This window comes from Mesorhizobium sp. L103C119B0 (assembly GCF_000502235.1).
Taxonomy (GTDB): Bacteria; Pseudomonadota; Alphaproteobacteria; order Rhizobiales; family Rhizobiaceae; genus Mesorhizobium.
The window spans coordinates 266,980-284,830 of the sequence record NZ_AYXE01000001.1 but is presented as its reverse complement, the minus strand read 5'-3'; the positions used below and the strand labels follow the sequence as shown (position 1 = coordinate 284,830).

The window sequence follows — 17,851 nt, the reverse complement described above, 5'->3', positions numbered from 1 at the left end:
TGATTCCACCTCCGTTGGAGGGACATCCTACTTGACCGACCCTGCGGTCATGCCGGCGAGGAAGAACCTCTGGGCAACCAGGTAGATGACCAGGAGCGGCAGCGAGCCGAGCACGCTCATCGCCATCATCTGGTTCCATTCGAATGCGTGTTGCCCCATCAACAACTGGATGCCGATCGGGACGGTGCGCATGGACGTCGACTTCGTCAGTGTCAGCGCAAAGAGAAATTCGTTCCAGCACAACAGGAAGGTGTAGACCGACGTCGCCACGATACCAGGCAGTGAAATCGGCACGATCACCCGCCACAGTGCGGTCCAACTGGTGCCGCCGTCGACAGCCACCGCTTCATCGAGGTCGCGGGGCAAGGTGTTCAGATATCCCGTCATCAGCAGGATCGCATAGGGCAGCGTAAACACCAGATAGGTCAGGATCAGCGCGACATAGGTGTCGAAGATGCCATACGAGACGACAAGCCCGAAGAAGGGGATTAAAAGCGTGATCGGCGGGATCGTCTGCGTGCTGATGATGAGAGTGTTGAGGCTGCCCTTGCCGCGGAAATTGAAACGGCTGAACCCATAGGCCGCCAGCAAGGCGATCAGCACCGTCAGCACGGTCACCGCTCCGGCCACGAAGTAGCTGTTGAAGAAGAAGCGCAGCTTTACCGGGTCGCCCAGGATGGCCGCATACGCTTCCAGCGTGAAGGCCTTCGGCAGGACGGTTGGTGGCAGGGCAAAGATTTCGGTGTTCGACTTGAACGAGCTGCTCAGCATCCAGTAGATCGGGAAGGCCGCGAAAAAGAGCCCTGCGGCAAGCGCGACATGGAGCGCGGCGGTGATCAGCCTGTCTTTGGGCGTGTGCATTTTCCTCATGTGACTACCGAGCCTTTTGATAGCGGATGTAGAACAGCGTCAGGCCGAGAGAGATCAGCAGGATGACCACGGCGCTCGCCGAGGCCTGCGACAGGTTGTAGCTCGAAAACGCCAGCTTGTACGTGTAGGTGCTGAGGACCTCGGTCGAGTAGATCGGACCGCCACCCGTCGTTATCCAGATCAATGGAAAGACCTGCATGGTCCAGATGAAGTCGAGCAGCGAGATGCTGATGATGATCGGCATCAGCTGCGGAATGGTGATGAAGATCAGCTTCTGGTAGGCCTTCGCGCCGTCGATATCGGCGGCCTCGTAGAAATCCTTGGGAATGCCCTGCAAGCCTGCGAGCAGGCTGACCATGAAAAGCGGGTAGCCCGCCCAGATATTGGCGAAGGTGACGGCGTGCAGCGCGGTCGCGGGCGAGGAAAACCACTCGACCTTGGAGCCGATGATGCCGATCTGCATGAGAACACTGTTCACGACACCATTCGGCTCAAGCAGCAGGCGCCAGATCACCGCGATAATCACCGCGGTGAACAGCCAGGGCAGTATGTACAGCACGCGCAGGATGTTGCGCAGCGTCGGATTGATGCGGTCGCTGTTCAGCATGAGTGCGAAGAGCATGCCGATGGTCATATGGAAGACGACACTCATGCAGGTGAAATAGAGCGTGTGCCACAGCGAGGCCCAGAACACCGGATCGGCAAAGATCGCCTGGTAGTGTTTCAGTCCGGCAAAGGACGGATCGCGACGCAGCACCGCGCTGTTCTGGAACGAATAGCCAATCACCGTCACCATCGGCAGCAGCATCAGAAGGCCGATTATGAGGAGCGATGGTGACAGATAGAGATAGGGTGCGACCGCTCGTTTCAGTCGATGGTGGGAGCGCTTCTGCCCGGTCATGTGCGACCCCTGGGATGTGCCTTCAGGAGGAAGGTGCGCTTCAAAAACAGGTCCATCTCAAATTGCCGATCCGTTGTTGACGGGTGGCCTGGCCGAGGCCGGGACACCCGGTGGAAGATAGCAAACGGGCAATGGGCCGCTCAGAATTTCGCCATCCAGCCCTTTTGAGCGTTGGTTGCGGCTTGTTCCGGAGACTGCTCGCCGGCAAGCATCTTCTGAGCCTCCACGTCGAACTGGGTCATCAGGTCTTCAGCCACCGGCAGGCCCGTGAACTCGTTGGCGAGATAGCCGGTCTTGAAGATTTCGAAAGCCTTGGCGAAAGCCTTGTCCGAGGTCACGAAATCGGGCTTGGCGTTGACGTTGCCCGGGAAGGCGTTTGCAAGCGACACGAGCTTGGCATTCACCTTTTCGCTCATCAGATATTGGACGAGCTTCCAGGCTTCATCCTGATGTTTCGAGGCGGCGGAGATGCCGATGCCCCAGGAGGCGTAGGGAAGGCCGCGCTTGCCGCTGTAGTCCGCCACGACCGGGACCGGGATCAGGTCGAAGTTCAGCTTGGGATTGCGTTTGCGGATGAGGTTCACATGCGCAAGCGAGTCGATCATCATTCCGACCCGATCGTTGACGAATTCCTCGACCTTCTCCTGCTCGGTCTTGGTGGCAATGCCGGGCGAGATGACGCCGGCGTCGTTCAGTGATTTGACGAAGGTGAGCATATCGACGACCGGCTTGCCCTCGAGAGCCGGCTTGCCCTCAACCATCATCGATTGGCCCGAGGCCCAGACCCACGACATCAGGTCGTTCTGGACACCGGACGGCGTTTGCAGCGACAAGGGCAGCACCCAGCCATACTGGTTCTTGTCGGCGTGGGTCATCTTCTTGGCGGCTTCGAGAAACTCCGCGCGGGTCGACGGCAGCTTGGTCACGCCTGCCTGGGCGGCGAGGTCCAGATTGACGAAGACCGGATAGACGAACGAAGCCACGGGAAACATCACCGCCTTGCCGTCCACCTTGATGATATCAGCGACCTGGGTCTTGTCGAACCCGCTCGCATCCATCATCGGGTTCATGTCGGCCAGCGCACCCTGCGCGTTCAGATTGTTCACCCAGGCGCCGTCGAGACCGACGACGTCGCTAAGCGTTCCGGTTGCGGCGCCGACCGAGATCTGGTCTCGCGTGGTCGCATAGGGACCGCTGACCAGCGTCACCTTGATGCCGGGGTTTGCAGCCTCGAAGTCGTTCATGATTGCCCTGAGCGATCCCGCCGGCAATTCGGGCTCCCACCATTGGGTGAATTCCAGCGTCGTGTCCGCCATGGCGCCGGTTGCACCAAGCAACCATGCGACCGCGGCTATTTTCAGCATCGCGGGTCGTATCCGAAACATCATTTTCTCCTCCTTCTTCAAGATCGGCCGCACAATGCGGACGATCGTCTGTTCATTCAGAAGCCTTCTTGTATCTTCCGCAGGCACCTCGCTCCCGCCCGCGGTCTTCCGCAGATCTTCAGATCGCCAGATGCGTTTCGGGATCGAAGAAATGGAACTTGGCATCATCCACGGCCAACCGGATTTCCGAGCCGGAGCGGACGGCGCTGATCGGCTCGAACCTCGCCACCGCGTTCGACGCCAGGCCGAAATCGTCCACCGCATCCGGATCGCCGGAGTCCACCCGGACCGCGTCGATGTTCATGTGGACGATCTGTTCGGAGCCGAGTTCCTCGATCGAGGTCACCCTGGCCGGTATCGTCTGATACTTGCGACCGGATTCAAGGCTGCTGTCATAAAGATCCTCCGGTCTGATCCCGAACACGACCTTGCGCCCCGCATACGACCTCAAGGCCGGCCTGCGCACGAAGGCTGCATCCTGCAGCCGGACGGCGAAGTCGCGAAAAGCGAGCTCGCCGCCCTTCAGGGTCGCCTCGAAAAGGTTCATCGAAGGAGAGCCGATGAAGCCGGCAACGAAGGCGTTAACCGGCGATTCATAGAGCCTCTTGGGTGTGTCGACCTGCTGCAGCACACCGCCTTTCAACACCGCGACTCTGTCGCCCATCGTCATCGCTTCGATCTGATCGTGGGTCACGTAAATGGTCGTGACGCCGAGCTGCTTTTGCAGGCTGGTGATTTCGGCGCGCATTTGCACGCGCAGTTTCGCATCCAGATTGGAAAGGGGCTCGTCCATGAGAAAGGCGGCCGGCTCGCGCACCATGGCGCGGCCCATGGCAACCCGTTGACGCTGCCCGCCTGACAGGTTCGCGGGTTTGCTGTCCAGCAAAGACGTCAGCTGAAGAGTTTTGGCGATCTCGTCCACGCGCTTCTTGCGCTCGGCCTTCGGCTTGCCTGCCAGCCGCATCGAAAAGGCGATGTTTTCGGATACCGTCATATGCGGGTAGAGCGCGTAGCTCTGGAACACCATCGCGATGTCGCGGTCCTTGGGCGGCATGTCGACGACGTCGACCCCGCCGATCCGAAGGCTGCCGCTGGTGATGTCTTCCAACCCCGCGATCATTCGCAACGCCGTGGATTTGCCGCAGCCGGAAGGCCCGACGAGGATCAAGAACTCGCCGTCCTTGACCGACAGGTTCAACTGGTCGATTGCGCGAAAACTGTTCCCGTAGGTTTTGCAGATCTTCTCAAGAATGACTTCTGCCATATTCCTCCCTCCACAAGTATAAGCCCTGATTTTTATGATTCTCCTGGGCTTGTGTTCGCCTGCGAAATGTTTCGTCGGATCGTTTCAGGTCATGCTCCAGCATCCACATGCGCATTTTTCAGGTCGACTGCTGACGGCGCGTTCGCCGATGCCAGGAGTTGCGTGACCTGGTCCTCGGTCGGAAGCGCCTCGCGCCCGCCACGCCCCGTTATCGAAACGGCCGCCGCCGCGGCCGCGAATGCGATCCGGCCCGCGGTGTCGGCTCCGCGCGTCAACGCATGGGCATAGGCGCCATGAAAGCAGTCACCCGCGCCTGTGGAGTCGACGACCGCAACCCGGTGCGGGGGCAGGTGCCAGAGACCTGTCTCTTCACGGCCGCGATAGTACACACCCCTGCCTCCATCGGTCAGAACCACGGCGGATCGCGATGGCAACCACAAGACATCGAGCATCTCGGCAGGCGATCGGCGCCCCGTGGCAGTCCGTGCAAAGCTAAGTGGAAGAATGAGATGGTCGCAGAGCGCGATCAGCCGCTCCGTGGCGGGGCCGCTGCTCCATTCGATATCGCCGAGGATCGCAAGGCCGAGATCGCGAGCCCGAGCCACGACATCCAGCGACCCGGTCGCATAGCTATCTACGATCAGGACGGTTGCGCGGCTGAGGATATCGTCCGGAAAGTCCGGAGCGGTGCCCAGCATCGCATCGTCGTCATACGCGATGAACCTTTCCCCGTCCGAGCCGACGGTGATCCGCGAGTGCACCGGGCGCGCGTCGGGATGGCGCGGCGCGAATGCGGTTTCGATACCGCTCGCCACGAGATCGAGCAGAACGGCGTCGTCCGCGGCACTGGCCAGCCATCCGACGAACCCGGCGGTTCCGCCGAGCCGCGCGACGGCGGCAAGCGCCGTCGCGACATTTCCCCCGAAAGCGCGGGTACTTTGCAGAACCTTACCCTTGCCCGCCGACAATGGCTGATCGACGTAGACGATGTCGTCTATCGCAATAGCGCCGAAGCCGAGGGTGGCGGGGACGGTGGGCATCGTTCAGGCACCCGCCTTCGCCAGGGCGTCTTGCGCCGAAAGGCCGTCATGGATGACGCCGCGAAAGGCAAGCGCTGCCTTCTCCGGATCGCCGTGCCCCCAGAGATTGCGGCCGACCACGGCGCCGCGCGCGCCGGCACGGATGGCATCCGCCGTCTGCTGAAGCGCGCCGAGCAGCGTATCGGTCTTTGGACCGCCCGCGATGACAACCGGCACCGGGCAGGTCCGGACGGTCTCCCGGAACGACTCGAAATCGCCGGTGTAGCCGATTTTGATCACGTCGACGCCGGACTCGTAACCGATGCGCGCCGCATAGGCGATCTCGTCGGGGGTGAAGACGATCTTTGCCCCGTCGGTGAAATCGCGAGGGTAGATATGCGCCACCACAGGCATGCCGTAGCGGGCCGCTGCATTCACCGAATCGGTCAGCCAGCGTATGTATTTGCCCTCCGTCGCGCCGCGCACCGGAATGGCCACGGCCAACGCATCGGCCCCCGCGCGCACCGCGTCCTCGGGTGTTGCGATCAACTCGCTGATGCGATCGTCCGCAGTGAAGCAGCCCGCCTGAATCACCAGGGAAGCTTTGCCCGCATATTGCGGCCACAGATGGCGCGCGCTGCCAGGCTGAATGCTGACATAGTCGGGTTTGCCCGCCATGACGCGTGCGAGCGCACCCGGCAGGTCGGCAAGGCCGCCTTTGCGCACGTCGCCATAGCCGACGAAGTGGTCGACCGCGCCGCCAAAGAGGTTCCCCGATGGATGCGAGAAGAGGCGCGCGAGACGCACCTTGGTTCCTAGGCTCATGTGTGCAAAATTCCCTGATCGGTTGATTTAAAAATGCTCAATCCAGTGTTTCCGAAAGAAAAAAGAAAAACAATCTTTTGAAAGCTTTCGAATCTGCATATTTCCGGTAAGGTGAGCCGAGGCCGGCGCGATTGCTCGGCGCAGGCAGGCAAGGGCCGGGCAATGTTGTCGGAGCAGAGACGCCAATCGATCCTGGGCGAGGTGCAACGCAGCGGACAGGTTCGCATCAAGGACCTGTCGGACGGGTTTGGCGTGTCGGAGGTCACCGTGCGCTCCGACCTCGAAATACTGGACCGCAAGGGACTGCTGACCAAGACCCGTGGAGGGGCGGTGACCCGGACCACCGATTCGACGACGGCCGCGTTCGCCCGCCGGATGCAAACGAACCTCGACGCAAAGAAGCGCATCGCCCGGGCGGCGCTGGACCTGTTCGAGGACAACCAATCGGTCATCTTCGACGGTGGCTCGACCTTGATGCAGCTTGCCATGCAGTTACCGCCGCTCAGCAATGTCGTGGTCGCGGCCACGGCCATGAACATCGTGCAGCATCTTATGCATCGTCCCGGGCTCGACGTTCATATGATCGGCGGCCGGGTCTATCCCGACACGGTGAGCACGCTGATCACCGATGCCGATACGGCTCTCGGCGGCCTGGTAGCGCATCAGGTCTTTGTTGGAGCGCATGCGATAGACTCGTCACTGGATGTGGTCGACGTGAACGAAGACATGGCGCGAACGAAGCGAAACCTCGTTCGCATGGCCCGGCGCGTTGTCCTGCTCGCCGATTCGAGCAAATGGGGCGTCAGCGGGACGTCCAAGGCATTTTCGCTGTCGGCCGTCGATGTGGTGATCACCGACGATGGCCTGCCCGGTCCAATACGCAGCGAGCTTGATAGGATCGGGGCCAAGGTGATCTATGCCTGAACCCATCCCGGTCTCTGATGCGCGACGGAAAGCGCGCATGACCCACGGGCTTCGCAGCGGCCGTCGGCCGTTTTTCATGCCGGTCATGTTCTCCTCCTCACGCTGGCGGCCTCCCAATCCTGCGCCAGAACTCTCACATGCTCTATAAAAATTTTACGCGCGTCAACATTTAAAGTCCTGTATAGCGGATTGCGGGGGGTCGTGGGAACTGCAACGGTTGCGCAGCATGCCCTTGGCTTGGGAGGAAAGCTGGAAATGCACGGAAAATCAGAGACAAAGCTCGGCATCGGTGTCATCGGCTGCGGCAACATCTCGATGACCTATCTGCGCAATGCAGCGCTCTTCGGTGGTGTCGAGCTACGCGCCTGCGCCGACATTTCCGCTGACATGGCTGAGCTGCGCGCCAGGGAATACGGCATCCGCGCCCTGGGCGTTGACGCGCTGCTGGCCGACCCCGATATCGACCTCGTGCTGAACCTGACAATCCCCGCGGCGCATTTCGATATTTCGTTGTCAGCGCTCTCGGCGGGCAAGCATGTCTTCACCGAAAAGCCGCTGGCAACCTCTGCCGCCGACGGCCGCCGCCTTGTCGCCGAGGCCGCGAAGCGCGGCCTGCTGATCGGCTCGGCGCCGGACACATTCCTGGGTGCAGCCGGCCGCCGCGCGCGCCGGCTGATGGATGACGGCGCGATCGGCAAGCCGGTGACCGGCACCGCTTTCATGATGGGACGGGGCATGGAGCACTGGCATCCCAATCCGCAATTCTATTATCAGCCCGGCGGCGGTCCGGTGTTCGACATGGGTCCCTATTACCTGACCGTGCTGGTCAACCTGCTCGGGCCGGTCGAGCGCGTCATGGCGATGGCGACGCGCGGCCAGGAGGAGAGGCTGATCACGGCCGACGGGCCGTTCAAGAACACGACATTCAAGGTCGGCACGCCGACCAACATAATATCGCTGCTCGAATTCCGCTCGGGCGCCACCGTCACCTTCGGCGCCTCCTGGGACGTGTTCAAACACTCCAACCATCCGATCGAACTGCACGGCACCGAAGGCTCGCTCAGGCTGCCCGACCCCGACACGTTCGGCGGCACCGTTTCGCTGTCGGAGCGTGGCGCCGACTGGGCCGATTTCGCCAGCGAGAGCGAACTCTATGGCGACCGCAACTGGCCCTATTCCGCGCCCGACCGCGCCAATTACCGCATGCTCGGCGTCGCCGATCTGGCGCGCGCGCTGGCCGCGGGCAGAAAGCCGCGCGCCTCCGGTGAGCTGGCGCTGCATGTGCTTGAGATCATGGAGGCGATCCTGGCTTCGGGCGAAAGCCGTGGCTCGGTTGCCGTCAACGGCACGGTCGACCAGCCGCCGCTGCTTGGCGAAGACGAAGCCGCAACCCTGCTTGCCTGACGGGAGATTCGTCCGTGACATCGCCACCGTCCCCGTCGACACTCGATCCGGAGGCCCGGCATGTGCTCGAGCTCGGCAGCCAGGCCGGCGCGCCGCCGTTCGAAACGGGAACGCCTGAGCAGGCGCGCCGTGCCTACAATGAAGGCTTCCCGACCCTGCAAGGCGAGCGCGAGCTGGTCGCGTCGATCAGCGAGCGCATCATTGCAGGACCCGGCGGTCCGCTGAGGCTCAGGATCTATCGCGGGCAGGGCGCGCCTTCGGCAGGCGCTCCGGCGCTGCTCTATCTCCATGGCGGCGGCTGGGTGATCGGCAATCTCGACTCGCATGACGAGATCTGCCGCTGGTTCGCCAACGAGGCAGTCGCTGTCGTCGTTTCCGTCGACTACCGGCTGGCGCCGGAACACAAGTTCCCGGCGGCAATAGAGGATTGCCGAGCGGCACTTGCTTACATGCAAAGCGCCGCGGACGAGCTCGGCATCGAGGCTGCCCGCATTGCGGTTGCCGGCGACAGCGCCGGCGGCAATCTCGCTACGGTGCTCGGCCTGCTCACGCGGGGGGACAAAAATCCGCCGGCAGCGCAGCTGCTGTTTTATCCCAACACCGATGCCGGGCAGACGACGGACAGCTATCGCCGCTTCGCCATAGGCTTTGGCCTGACCGCCTCGACCATGGCCTGGTTCCGCGACCATTATATCCGCAATGCCGCCGACATCGGCGACTGGCGTACCTCACCGCTGAAGGCGGAAAGCCTCGCCGGTGCGCCGCCCACCTTCATCGCCATCGCCGGTCACGACATCCTCGCCGACGAAGGCGAGGCCTATGCCAGGCGTCTGCAGCAGGCCGGCGTGCCGGTCGTGCTGGAACACTGGCCCGGTCAGATCCACGGCTTCGTCTCGATGGGCCGTCACGGCCCGGCAGCGAGACAGGCGGTTGCCGCCGCCATTGCCGCGTGGCGAAGCTTCGATCCTGCCTTTGGAAAGGCTCAAGCGGACTGACGCATCACCAGGGCGGCGTCGAGGCTGACCTTCGGCGCGACGTTTGCCCTATCCTCGTTGAGCAAAGCGAGCAGTGTCTCGACGCTGCGCCCCGCCATGGCGGCAAAATCCTGCGCGATGGTGGTCAGTGCGGGGCAGGTGTAGCGGCTCAGCGGATGGTCGTCATGGGCGGCGATACGCAGGTCGCAATCGGCCTTGCGGCCGATCTTCAGCCCTTTCGCGAAGGCTGCCGCCATCACGCCGAAGGCCAGGCGGTCATTCGCACACAGTATGGTCTTGCCGGGCAGACCCCCGGTCTTGCCGGGCAGACCTCTGGTCTTGCCCGGCAGGCCGCTGGCCCCGAGCATCTGTTCCATCTGCTCGTAGCCGATGCGCTCGAAATCCCATGTGTAGTCTCGGGTGTTGCCGATAACCACCGGCTCCTGGCCAAGCTGACGCATCGCGGCGACGTAACTGTTCAGGCGCTCCGGCGAATTGTGATTGACATGCGGGATGTCGAAATAGACCGGGGCGTCGCCGGAGCGGCAGAGATAGTCGACGATGGTCGAGACGCTCTGGGCATTGTTGTTGCCGACAAAGGGCGTGCCGCCTTCAAGATAGGTGTCGAAATAGACGACCGGCATTGTCTGGGTCAGCTTCTCCAGCGTGCGCCGGTCCGAGCGCAAGCCGAGCGGCGCGATCAGCGCGCCCGAAACTTTCAGCGACAGGATGGTACGTGTCGCCTCCATTTCGAGCTCGGTCGAGCCATGCGAGGAGATGACGATCGGCCAGTAGCCCTCGTCGCGCAGCCGAAGTTCGATGCGGCTGACCATTTCGGAATAGAAGGGGTCGGTGACCGTCGGTACGACAATGCCGATGGCGCGGGTGCGCTTGCGGTTGAGGTTGCGGGCAAACAGATTGGGCTGGTAGTCGGACGACCGCAACGCCTCTTCGATGCGCTTGCGCGTTGCCGGCTTGACGCTGGTCGGATCGTCGAAATATTTCGACAGCGTCGGCCTGGAGACGCCGCAGGAGCGGGCGAAATCCTCCATCGTCTTGTGCGTCATTGGCATTCAATCCTCGTCTGGCACGCGCCAGAACCTCGGTCATCCCTTGACGCTGCCCACGGTCCTGCAGCCGGCGCGTCCGCCACGCAACGGCAGACGAAATTTACAGGAAACGTCAGTGGGTTCAACGCGCAATGACAGATTATACCGTGCGTAAATTTGTTCAATTGACGCGAAAATTGTCGCGCATCAAAGTCTCGGTCACAAAGAGCGCTGAAAAGTCCAGGCACCATGACACAACAGATCGATCGGCTTCTTTCCCAGCTATATCGTCGGCTCGATGCCGCCGCGATTGTGATCGGCGATGCTATCGATCCGCGCTATGGCGACGACCTCTCCGGCAAGGGCGGCGGCCAGCCCGAACTGGTCTTGCGTCCGCGCAACGCCGCCGACGTCGCCGAAATCCTGCGCCTATGCAGTGGTATCGGCCAGAAGCTGGTCGTCCATGGCGGCCGCACCGGGCTGGCCGGCGGCGCGCGCGTGCAGCCGGGCGAAGCGGTGCTGTCGCTGGAGCGCATGACCGCGGTCGAAGCGCCCGACCGCGCCGCGGCAACCATCATCGCGGAAGCCGGCGCGCCGCTGCAAATGGTGCAGGAAGCGGCCGATGCGTCCGGCCTGATGTTCGGCGTCGATATCGGCGCGCGCGGCACGGCGACGGTCGGCGGCAACATCGCCACCAATGCTGGCGGCATTCGCGTGCTGCGCTACGGCATGTACCGCGCCCAGGTGCTGGGGCTGGAGGCCGTGCTTGCCGACGGCTCGATCCTGACTTCGTTGCGTGGCCTGGCCAAGGACAATTCGGGATACGATCTCAACCAGCTTTTCATTGGCAGCGAAGGCACGCTGGGCGTGGTTACTCGCGCCTGCCTGCGGCTGCATCCCAAGCCCGCCACCGAGGTTGCCGCCTTTTGCGCCCTTGGCTCGCTGGAGGCGGCGATTGCGTTGCTGGGGTTGCTCAAGCAGCGGCTCGGGCCCTTGCTTTCGGCCTATGAGGTAAACTTCTCGCCGCTCTACGGCGCCATGATTGCCGGCATGGCCGCGCCGGCGCCGCTGCCTGTCGGCGCGCCCGTCTATGTGCTGGCCGAGATCCAGGGCAGCCAGGCCGAGCTGGACGGCGAGCGTTTCGCTTCGGTGCTGATGCAGGCGGTCGAGGACGACATCGTCGACGACGTGGTCGTCTCGCAGTCGCCACGCGAATTCCGTGCGCTATGGGATGTGCGCGAAGAGGCTAACCGATTCCTGTTTGCGATCGAGGGAATGCTCGGCGTCGACATTAGCATCCCGTTGGCGGCCATGGCGGATTTCCTGCGCAACGCCGAAGCCGCGATCCACGCCGTCGACAGCAGCGCCGAGATCTACGTCTTCGGCCATCTCGGCGACGGCAATCTGCACTATCAGGTCGACACCACGGAACCGGCGGCCGCCTATGAGATTATCTATCGCGGCGTGGCGGCATGCGGTGGCGCCGTCTCGGCCGAGCACGGCATCGGCCTCGACAAGAAGAAATGGCTGAACCTCGTGCGCAGCGACGCCGAGATATCGGCCATGCGCCGGCTGAAGGCGGCGTTCGATCCGCACAACATCCTCAATCCCGGGCGGATTTTCGATATCGTTCGATCGCCAGGAGGGATCTAACTTGCAGCTGGCGAGAGCAGCGCGTGGAAGTCGACCGTTCTCATCTGCTCGATGCCGTCCAGAGTCATATTTCCCGCGACATAGACGATGATCGCCAGACCGAGCCAGCCGATCCAGCGATACCTGGCAAGCAGCGCCGCCACCAGCGTCGAGGCGACCGCCATCAGAACCACCGACAGGATGAGACCGAACACCAGCGCATTCATGTCGTGGGCGGCGGCGCCCGCCACGGCCAGCACATTGTCCAGCGACATCGAGACATCGGCGACGACGATCTGCAGGATCGCGGTGCGCAGCGCCTTGGCCGGCCGCGCCGTCGCAAGTGCTGCGGCTTCAGTGTCGACGTCCTCGCCGTCGCCGGCCGAGCGCAACTCCTGGAACATGTTCCAGCACACCCAGAACAAAAGCATGCCGCCGACCAGCATGATGCCCGGAATTTCAAGCAGCTGCACCGCGATCACCGCAAAGACGATGCGGATCACCGCCGCCGCGGCAATGCCGGCGACGATCGCCTTCTGCCGCAACGCCTTGGCAAGGCCTGCGGCCGCCATGCCGATCACCACGACATTGTCGCCAGACAGCACAAGGTTGATGGTGATGACTTCCAGATAAGCGGCGACAGTCGTCTGGTCGAAACTCATAGAGCGGTCTCCCCGGAAGGCTCCGGCTGGTTGCGGCGGATCGGACCGATGTCTGCGCAAACGCGAAGACAGCTGATTTGAGTGCAGCCCGGCATTGAAACAAGACGCCAGCGCGGCCAATCGGTCCTCATCCACGGAATTCATCGCCGGGTCGTGATTTCCGACCAGAAATGCCCGCCCCAGAATGCCCATCATGGAAGGGAAGACAAAAGCGTTCCGCTTGCCTATCAATATTGCCGACCAAAGGAGAGACGAGCATGAGCAAGACGGCACTGATTTTCTGGGGCGGATGGGAGGGTCACACGCCGGCCCGCAGCGCCGCTGTCGTCAGCGAGATATTGACCGGGCATGGCTTCGAGGTGCGGATAGAAGAGGGCACATCCGCGCTCGCCGATCCGCAGCTCCCGGTCATCGATCTGATCGTGCCGGTGATCACCATGTCGACGATCGAGAAACCGGAGCTGCAAAACCTCACCGCCGCCGTCAGCGGCGGAACCGGCCTTGCCGGCTTCCACGGCACAATGGGCGACAGTTTTCGCAACGAGCCGAACTATCAGTTCATGACCGGCGGCCAATGGGTCGCGCACCCCGGCGACATCATCGACTACCGTGTCGACATCATCAGCGACGATCCGATCGTCAGGGGTATCGAGGGTTTCGCCTACCATTCCGAGCAGTATTACATGCATGTCGACCCGAGCAACGAGGTGCTGGCGACGACGACGTTCAGCGGTGAGCATCTCGACTTCATCGACGGCGTCGTCATGCCCGTGGTCTGGAAGCGCCGCTACGGCAAGGGCCGCGTCTTCTTCAGCGCGCTCGGCCACACCGCGGATGAGTTTTCCGTCCCGCAAATGCGCACCATCTTCGAGCGTGGGGTGCTGTGGGCCAGCCGGTAACCGGGGCCTGTCCGAGCAAGCAACGGCGATATCACGCCTCCGCTACTCGCTAAGCCGCGGCTAACGCTCTATGCTGGCTGAGGTCACGGCGTTCGACCGCCGTCATCGCAACTGAAATGTGTTGTCACGGGGGACATGCATGTTCGGGGTCGTCGGATTAGTAAGGCATGGAAAGCCGTCGCAGCGCTGGCGTCCGCCCNCGCCCGCTCTGGTGGTCGTGGTGTTCGGTCTGTTGCTGCTTGCGCCGCACGCGGCCAACGCGCAGCTGAACTGGACGCTCGATCCGGCGAATTCGACACTTACCTATCAATCGGTGAAGAAGAACACCATTGTCGAAACCAACAAGATCAGGAACCTCTCGGGCACGCTGACATCGGATGGCGCCGCCAAGGTCACGTTCGACCTCAACTCGGTCGACACCGGTATCGACCTTCGCAATGTCCGCATGCGCTTCCTGTTCTTCGAAACCTTCAAATTCCCGACGGCGGAAGTGACGGCGAAAGTCGATCCCGCCGCTTTTGCCGATCTCGCCACCAAACGGCGCATGAGCGCGCATATCCCGTTTCGCCTGAGCCTGCACGGCGTCGACAAGGACCTTGAGGCCAATGTCGTGGTCACCATGATCACCGACAGCATGGTGTCGATCGCCTCGGAGGCGCCGGTCGCCGTGCATGTCGAGGATTTCGGCCTGTTGCCCAACATCGAAAAACTCCAGCAGGCGGCCAATGTCAGCAGCATCGTCCCGACGGCTTCGGTGTCGTTCGACTTCGTCTTCACCGCTGATGGGGCCAAGCCGGCGGCGGCGCCTGCCGTCGCCGCCGCAGCCCCAGCCGATGCCGGGCCGGTCGCCACAGATGCAGGCAAGACGTCCTTCAGCGACGATGAATGCCTGAACAGGTTCGAGGTGCTGTCGCGCACCGGCGCCGTCTATTTTCGCCCAGCCAGCGCTCGGCTCGATGAAAAGAGCCGCCCACTGCTGGCCGAGGTGGTCGGCGTCGTCGGCAAATGTCCGAAACTGAAGGTCGAGGTTTCGGGCCATACCGATTCCGACGGCTCGCCGACGGCCAACAAGAACCTGTCGGAACGGCGCGCCAAGGCGGTCGCCGACGCGATCATCGCTGCGGGCATTCCATCGGCGCAGATCACGGCTTCCGGCTATGGCGAGGAAAAGCCGGTGGCGCCGAACGATACGCCGAAGAACAAGGCGCTGAACCGGCGGATCGAGTTCTCCGCCACGCCGCTCTCCAACTGAGCCGGTCCTTAACTGAGAAGGCCCGTCAACCGAAAAGGAATCCGGTGCGTTTGGACATGATTGCAAGTTGCGGCAACTTCATGCGCGGCATCGGCCTCGCCGTGCTGGCGCTTGCGTTGACCATGACCATTACCATGACCGCGGCCAGTGCCGAACGCCGCATCGCCCTGGTGCTCGGCAATTCCCATTACCGGAACGCGCCGGTGCTGCCCAATCCGGTGAACGATGCGCAGGCAATGTCCGATCGCCTGAAGGGGCTGGGCTTCGAAATCGTCTCCGGCCTCGATCTCACCAAGGCGCAGACGCAGGAAAAGATCGCGCAATTCGCGCGGCAGGTGCGTGGCGCCGATATCGCGCTGTTCTTCTATGCCGGTCATGGCCTGCAGGTCTCGGGCAGGAATTACCTGCTGCCTGTCGATGCGGCGCTGGAGGACGAGACCTCGCTCGACTTCGAAGCCGTGCAGGTGGACTTCATCCTGCGGCAGATGTCGCGCGAGACCAGCATCAGGCTGGTGTTCCTCGACGCCTGCCGCGACAACCCGCTCGCCGATGTGCTTGCCAAGGAGACTGGCGGCGACAGCACGGCAAGCAGCGGCCTTGCCGAAGTACCGATCGAGAATGGCGGCGCCGGCACGCTGGTCGCCTTCGCTGCCAGTCCCAACCAGCTCGCCTATGACGGACCGGGCGAGCACTCGCCATTTTCGGCGGCGCTGCTTGCCCATATCGGCGAGGTCAACGTCTCGATCACCGAAGCGATGAACCGGGTTACGTCGGATGTGTTCAAGGCCACAGCCGGACGCCAGCAGCCCTGGGTCAACGTTTCGCTGACCACCGATGTCGTGCTTCACAAGGTCGATCTCAAGGCGCCGCTGATCGTCGGCGATTCCGGCGCGGCTGCGCCCGAAGGCGATACGCAGGCGCGCACCGGCGCGGCCGCCAATCCGCCGGGTACGGACGCCGGCGAGCAGGCGCTGGAACAGCTGCGTGAGGAAATTCCGAAGCTGGGCTCGGACGCGCCAGTCCTTTTCGACGTTCCGGTCAATTTTGGCGACCCGGCGATCGACGGCAAGAGCATCGCCCAGCTCATTCAGGGAAAGCCGCACTTCAGTCCCGTCGAGGGCCTGGAAAAATCCGTCTGGGACAACCAGTGCAGCAACTGTCATCAATGGACCGAGGAGCGGCTGTGCGACCAGGCCAAGACCTACGTCACCAATGACGTCTCGGTGTTGCGCCTGCAACACCCGCTGGGCACGCGCTTCAAGGTGGCGCTCGGCAAATGGGCGCAAAACGGCTGCAAATGAAACCGCCGCAAGTTAATTTAGAGCATGACCCAAAAAACGGGTACCGATTTTAGATCAAAGATCAGATTTCAACTAAATCTCGTCATGATCTAGGAGCAATCAGGCTCGGCGCAGCGCCTCGGTTTCGGCCAGATGGATGCCCATCTCGACAAAGGCGGTGAGCACGGAGAAACGGTCCGCCACCGCAACCCGCGCCAGTCCGGCCAGTATGCCGGCATTGACGGCATGCGCAGCCGGCAGCGGCCGCAGCCTCGACCCGTTGGTCTGCGGCGTCAGGCCATTGATGTGCCGTTGCGCCGCTAGCGCGATCCAGCCGGCAGGCGTGTGCTGCTGCGTCATCGCCGCCCCGGCGACAGCCTCCCGGCGGGTTGCATTGTTGGGGTCGCCGACCCACTCCTGGATCAGTGCCAGCGTTGCGAGGTCCTGCTCTTCGAGCAGCTCGGTCAGATGCCCCAGGCACTCATGGCCCCACCAGATTGCGGCCCGGTCAGGCAGGAGATAGGCGCAAAAGGTAATCGCTTCCTCCGGGATGCGCCCGGCCATCAGCCGGCGGCAGAACTCGAGCGAGGGTTGGTCGGTCGGAACAGCCGTCATGTCCCGGGCGACAGCCGTGTTCGCGGCGAAGAGATCGCGTGCGGTCTGGAATCGAAGCCCGTTGACCATCGCTGCTGTTATCCTCCCCCAGCCCTCACTCAACCCGCCTGCGAGGCGCGGGTCAAGTCTGTCGACCACCACATGTCCATGACGTTGTTCACAGACAAACGCCTCACGGTTTGGTATATTCCACAGCCGACCGTGATCTCGACAGATCATTGTCGAACAGGAAGAGTTGGCCCGGATCCATGGATCGGGCCTGAGTGAAAATCGGATGCTCGAAACGGGAGTAACCGTTATGCAGCGGCACATTTCAGTCTTGGCATTGGCGACCGTGCTTTTCTCGACGCACGTCTATGCCGACCCACTTCAGAAATCGGAAGACATTGTGAAGTTCTTTGCCGGCGCTATCGATCACGGCGCGGCACGCGGGATTTGTGTCGGCACCGAGGACGAGTGCAAGAGCAAGACCAACCAGAAAGAAAAGCCTCCGGAGAAGACCGGCCTCGATATGCTGATCAATTTCAGCCTGGATTCGTCCGAGCTCGACGCCAAGGCGCGCAGCGAACTCGACGAATTCGCCAAGGCGCTGAAGGACGATCGGCTGAGCAAGCTGTCCTTCGTCGTCGAAGGCTATACCGACGCATCCGGCTCGGCGACCTACAATGAAGGCCTGTCGCAGCGCAGGGCGCAATCGGTCACCGCCTTCCTCGAATCCAACGGCATCGAATCCACCCGCATCAAGGCGGTCGGTCTCGGCGAGGCCAATCCACGCAATCCCGATCCCTACGATCCCGTCAACCGGCGGGTCGAGATGCGGATCAAGGCGCAGTAGCTTCGCCGGCTGCGTCTTCCGGCCGTCGTCAAACACAACGCCGCGCGTCCAACGGACACGC

Annotated in this window: 17 protein-coding genes; 8 read left to right on the top strand and 9 right to left on the bottom strand. The window is 62.6% G+C overall.

Going from position 1 to position 17,851, the window contains the following annotated elements; all coding sequences use genetic code 11:
* Positions 1 to 27: 27 nt before the first annotated feature.
* The 6 genes from X728_RS164815 to X728_RS164840 form a co-directional block, all read right to left on the bottom strand.
* A complete protein-coding gene (locus X728_RS164815; RefSeq protein ID WP_023686993.1) occupies positions 28 to 870 on the bottom strand; it encodes a carbohydrate ABC transporter permease in 843 nt (280 codons plus the stop codon).
* A 4-nt stretch (positions 871 to 874) separates the two neighbouring features.
* Positions 875 to 1,771 carry a sugar ABC transporter permease gene (locus tag X728_RS164820; RefSeq protein WP_023699786.1) on the bottom strand — a complete coding sequence of 299 codons (897 nt, stop codon included), beginning with the start codon at positions 1,769 to 1,771 and terminating at the stop codon, positions 875 to 877.
* A 140-nt stretch (positions 1,772 to 1,911) separates the two neighbouring features.
* Entirely contained in the window at positions 1,912 to 3,159 is a 1,248-nt protein-coding gene (locus X728_RS164825) for a sugar ABC transporter substrate-binding protein (RefSeq protein ID WP_023830370.1), read from the bottom strand.
* A gap of 115 nt (positions 3,160 to 3,274) precedes the next feature.
* Positions 3,275 to 4,420, bottom strand: a complete 1,146-nt coding sequence (locus X728_RS164830) for an ABC transporter ATP-binding protein (RefSeq protein WP_023686996.1) — start codon at positions 4,418 to 4,420, stop codon at positions 3,275 to 3,277.
* Between the two features lie 89 nt (positions 4,421 to 4,509).
* Positions 4,510 to 5,460: a PfkB family carbohydrate kinase gene (locus X728_RS164835; RefSeq protein WP_023830369.1), complete on the bottom strand. Its 951-nt coding sequence runs from the start codon at positions 5,458 to 5,460 to the stop codon at positions 4,510 to 4,512.
* Positions 5,461 to 5,463: 3 nt separating this feature from the next.
* On the bottom strand, positions 5,464 to 6,264 hold the full coding sequence (locus X728_RS164840) for a class I fructose-bisphosphate aldolase (RefSeq protein ID WP_023709984.1): 801 nt from the start codon (positions 6,262 to 6,264) through the stop codon (positions 5,464 to 5,466).
* A 162-nt stretch (positions 6,265 to 6,426) separates the two neighbouring features.
* Between X728_RS164840 and X728_RS164845 the strand changes: the two genes are divergently transcribed.
* The 3 genes from X728_RS164845 to X728_RS164855 all read left to right on the top strand — a co-directional run bounded on the left by X728_RS164845 (position 6,427) and on the right by X728_RS164855 (position 9,587).
* Complete coding sequence (locus X728_RS164845) at positions 6,427 to 7,188, top strand: DeoR/GlpR family DNA-binding transcription regulator (RefSeq protein ID WP_023692210.1); 762 nt, start codon at positions 6,427 to 6,429, stop codon at positions 7,186 to 7,188.
* 255 nt (positions 7,189 to 7,443) lie between these two features.
* Complete coding sequence (locus X728_RS164850; RefSeq protein WP_023830368.1) at positions 7,444 to 8,592, top strand: Gfo/Idh/MocA family oxidoreductase; 1,149 nt, start codon at positions 7,444 to 7,446, stop codon at positions 8,590 to 8,592.
* Positions 8,593 to 8,606: 14 nt separating this feature from the next.
* Positions 8,607 to 9,587 carry an alpha/beta hydrolase gene (locus tag X728_RS164855; RefSeq protein WP_023830367.1) on the top strand — a complete coding sequence of 327 codons (981 nt, stop codon included), beginning with the start codon at positions 8,607 to 8,609 and terminating at the stop codon, positions 9,585 to 9,587.
* On the opposite strand, the gene X728_RS164860 is transcribed toward X728_RS164855, so the two are convergent.
* Positions 9,575 to 10,639 carry a LacI family DNA-binding transcriptional regulator gene (locus X728_RS164860; RefSeq protein ID WP_031194612.1) on the bottom strand — a complete coding sequence of 355 codons (1,065 nt, stop codon included), beginning with the start codon at positions 10,637 to 10,639 and terminating at the stop codon, positions 9,575 to 9,577. The genes X728_RS164855 and X728_RS164860 overlap by 13 nt on opposite strands.
* A 225-nt stretch (positions 10,640 to 10,864) precedes the next feature.
* Between X728_RS164860 and X728_RS164865 the strand changes: the two genes are divergently transcribed.
* A complete protein-coding gene (locus X728_RS164865; protein ID WP_023830366.1) occupies positions 10,865 to 12,268 on the top strand; it encodes an FAD-binding oxidoreductase in 1,404 nt (467 codons plus the stop codon).
* On the opposite strand, the gene X728_RS164870 is transcribed toward X728_RS164865, so the two are convergent.
* Entirely contained in the window at positions 12,265 to 12,909 is a 645-nt protein-coding gene (locus X728_RS164870) for a YjbE family putative metal transport protein (RefSeq protein WP_023699775.1), read from the bottom strand. The genes X728_RS164865 and X728_RS164870 overlap by 4 nt on opposite strands.
* Before the next feature lie 257 nt (positions 12,910 to 13,166).
* Here X728_RS164870 and X728_RS164875 point away from each other — a divergent pair, with 257 nt between their 5' ends.
* The 3 genes from X728_RS164875 (at position 13,167) to X728_RS164885 (ending at position 16,361) form a co-directional block, all read left to right on the top strand.
* Complete coding sequence (locus X728_RS164875) at positions 13,167 to 13,808, top strand: ThuA domain-containing protein (RefSeq protein WP_023699774.1); 642 nt, start codon at positions 13,167 to 13,169, stop codon at positions 13,806 to 13,808.
* 139 nt (positions 13,809 to 13,947) lie between these two features.
* Positions 13,948 to 15,060 carry an OmpA family protein gene (locus X728_RS164880; protein WP_023830365.1) on the top strand — a complete coding sequence of 371 codons (1,113 nt, stop codon included), beginning with the start codon at positions 13,948 to 13,950 and terminating at the stop codon, positions 15,058 to 15,060.
* 56 nt (positions 15,061 to 15,116) lie between these two features.
* Entirely contained in the window at positions 15,117 to 16,361 is a 1,245-nt protein-coding gene (locus X728_RS164885; protein WP_031194609.1) for a caspase domain-containing protein, read from the top strand.
* 99 nt (positions 16,362 to 16,460) lie between these two features.
* On the opposite strand, the gene X728_RS164890 is transcribed toward X728_RS164885, so the two are convergent.
* A complete protein-coding gene (locus X728_RS164890; protein ID WP_023735648.1) occupies positions 16,461 to 17,024 on the bottom strand; it encodes a hypothetical protein in 564 nt (187 codons plus the stop codon).
* 229 nt (positions 17,025 to 17,253) lie between these two features.
* Between X728_RS164890 and X728_RS164895 the strand changes: the two genes are divergently transcribed.
* A complete protein-coding gene (locus X728_RS164895; protein ID WP_023815176.1) occupies positions 17,254 to 17,790 on the top strand; it encodes an OmpA family protein in 537 nt (178 codons plus the stop codon).
* Positions 17,791 to 17,851: the final 61 nt, after the last annotated feature.

Bases quoted from the DNA above. Each gene is read 5' to 3' on its own strand.
- X728_RS164830 (WP_023686996.1), bottom strand. From the start codon at position 4,420: ATGGCAGAAGTCATTCTTGAGAAGATCTGCAAAACCTACGGGAACAGT.
- X728_RS164825 (WP_023830370.1), bottom strand. From the start codon at position 3,159: ATGATGTTTCGGATACGACCCGCGATGCTGAAAATAGCCGCGGTCGCA.
- X728_RS164845 (WP_023692210.1), top strand. From the start codon at position 6,427: ATGTTGTCGGAGCAGAGACGCCAATCGATCCTGGGCGAGGTGCAACGC.
- X728_RS164820 (WP_023699786.1), bottom strand. From the start codon at position 1,771: ATGACCGGGCAGAAGCGCTCCCACCATCGACTGAAACGAGCGGTCGCA.
- X728_RS164840 (WP_023709984.1), bottom strand. From the start codon at position 6,264: ATGAGCCTAGGAACCAAGGTGCGTCTCGCGCGCCTCTTCTCGCATCCA.
- X728_RS164870 (WP_023699775.1), bottom strand. From the start codon at position 12,909: ATGAGTTTCGACCAGACGACTGTCGCCGCTTATCTGGAAGTCATCACC.
- X728_RS164850 (WP_023830368.1), top strand. From the start codon at position 7,444: ATGCACGGAAAATCAGAGACAAAGCTCGGCATCGGTGTCATCGGCTGC.
- X728_RS164865 (WP_023830366.1), top strand. From the start codon at position 10,865: ATGACACAACAGATCGATCGGCTTCTTTCCCAGCTATATCGTCGGCTC.
- X728_RS164895 (WP_023815176.1), top strand. From the start codon at position 17,254: ATGCAGCGGCACATTTCAGTCTTGGCATTGGCGACCGTGCTTTTCTCG.
- X728_RS164860 (WP_031194612.1), bottom strand. From the start codon at position 10,639: ATGCCAATGACGCACAAGACGATGGAGGATTTCGCCCGCTCCTGCGGC.
- X728_RS164875 (WP_023699774.1), top strand. From the start codon at position 13,167: ATGAGCAAGACGGCACTGATTTTCTGGGGCGGATGGGAGGGTCACACG.
- X728_RS164885 (WP_031194609.1), top strand. From the start codon at position 15,117: ATGATTGCAAGTTGCGGCAACTTCATGCGCGGCATCGGCCTCGCCGTG.
- X728_RS164835 (WP_023830369.1), bottom strand. From the start codon at position 5,460: ATGCCCACCGTCCCCGCCACCCTCGGCTTCGGCGCTATTGCGATAGAC.
- X728_RS164890 (WP_023735648.1), bottom strand. From the start codon at position 17,024: ATGGTCAACGGGCTTCGATTCCAGACCGCACGCGATCTCTTCGCCGCG.
- X728_RS164815 (WP_023686993.1), bottom strand. From the start codon at position 870: ATGAGGAAAATGCACACGCCCAAAGACAGGCTGATCACCGCCGCGCTC.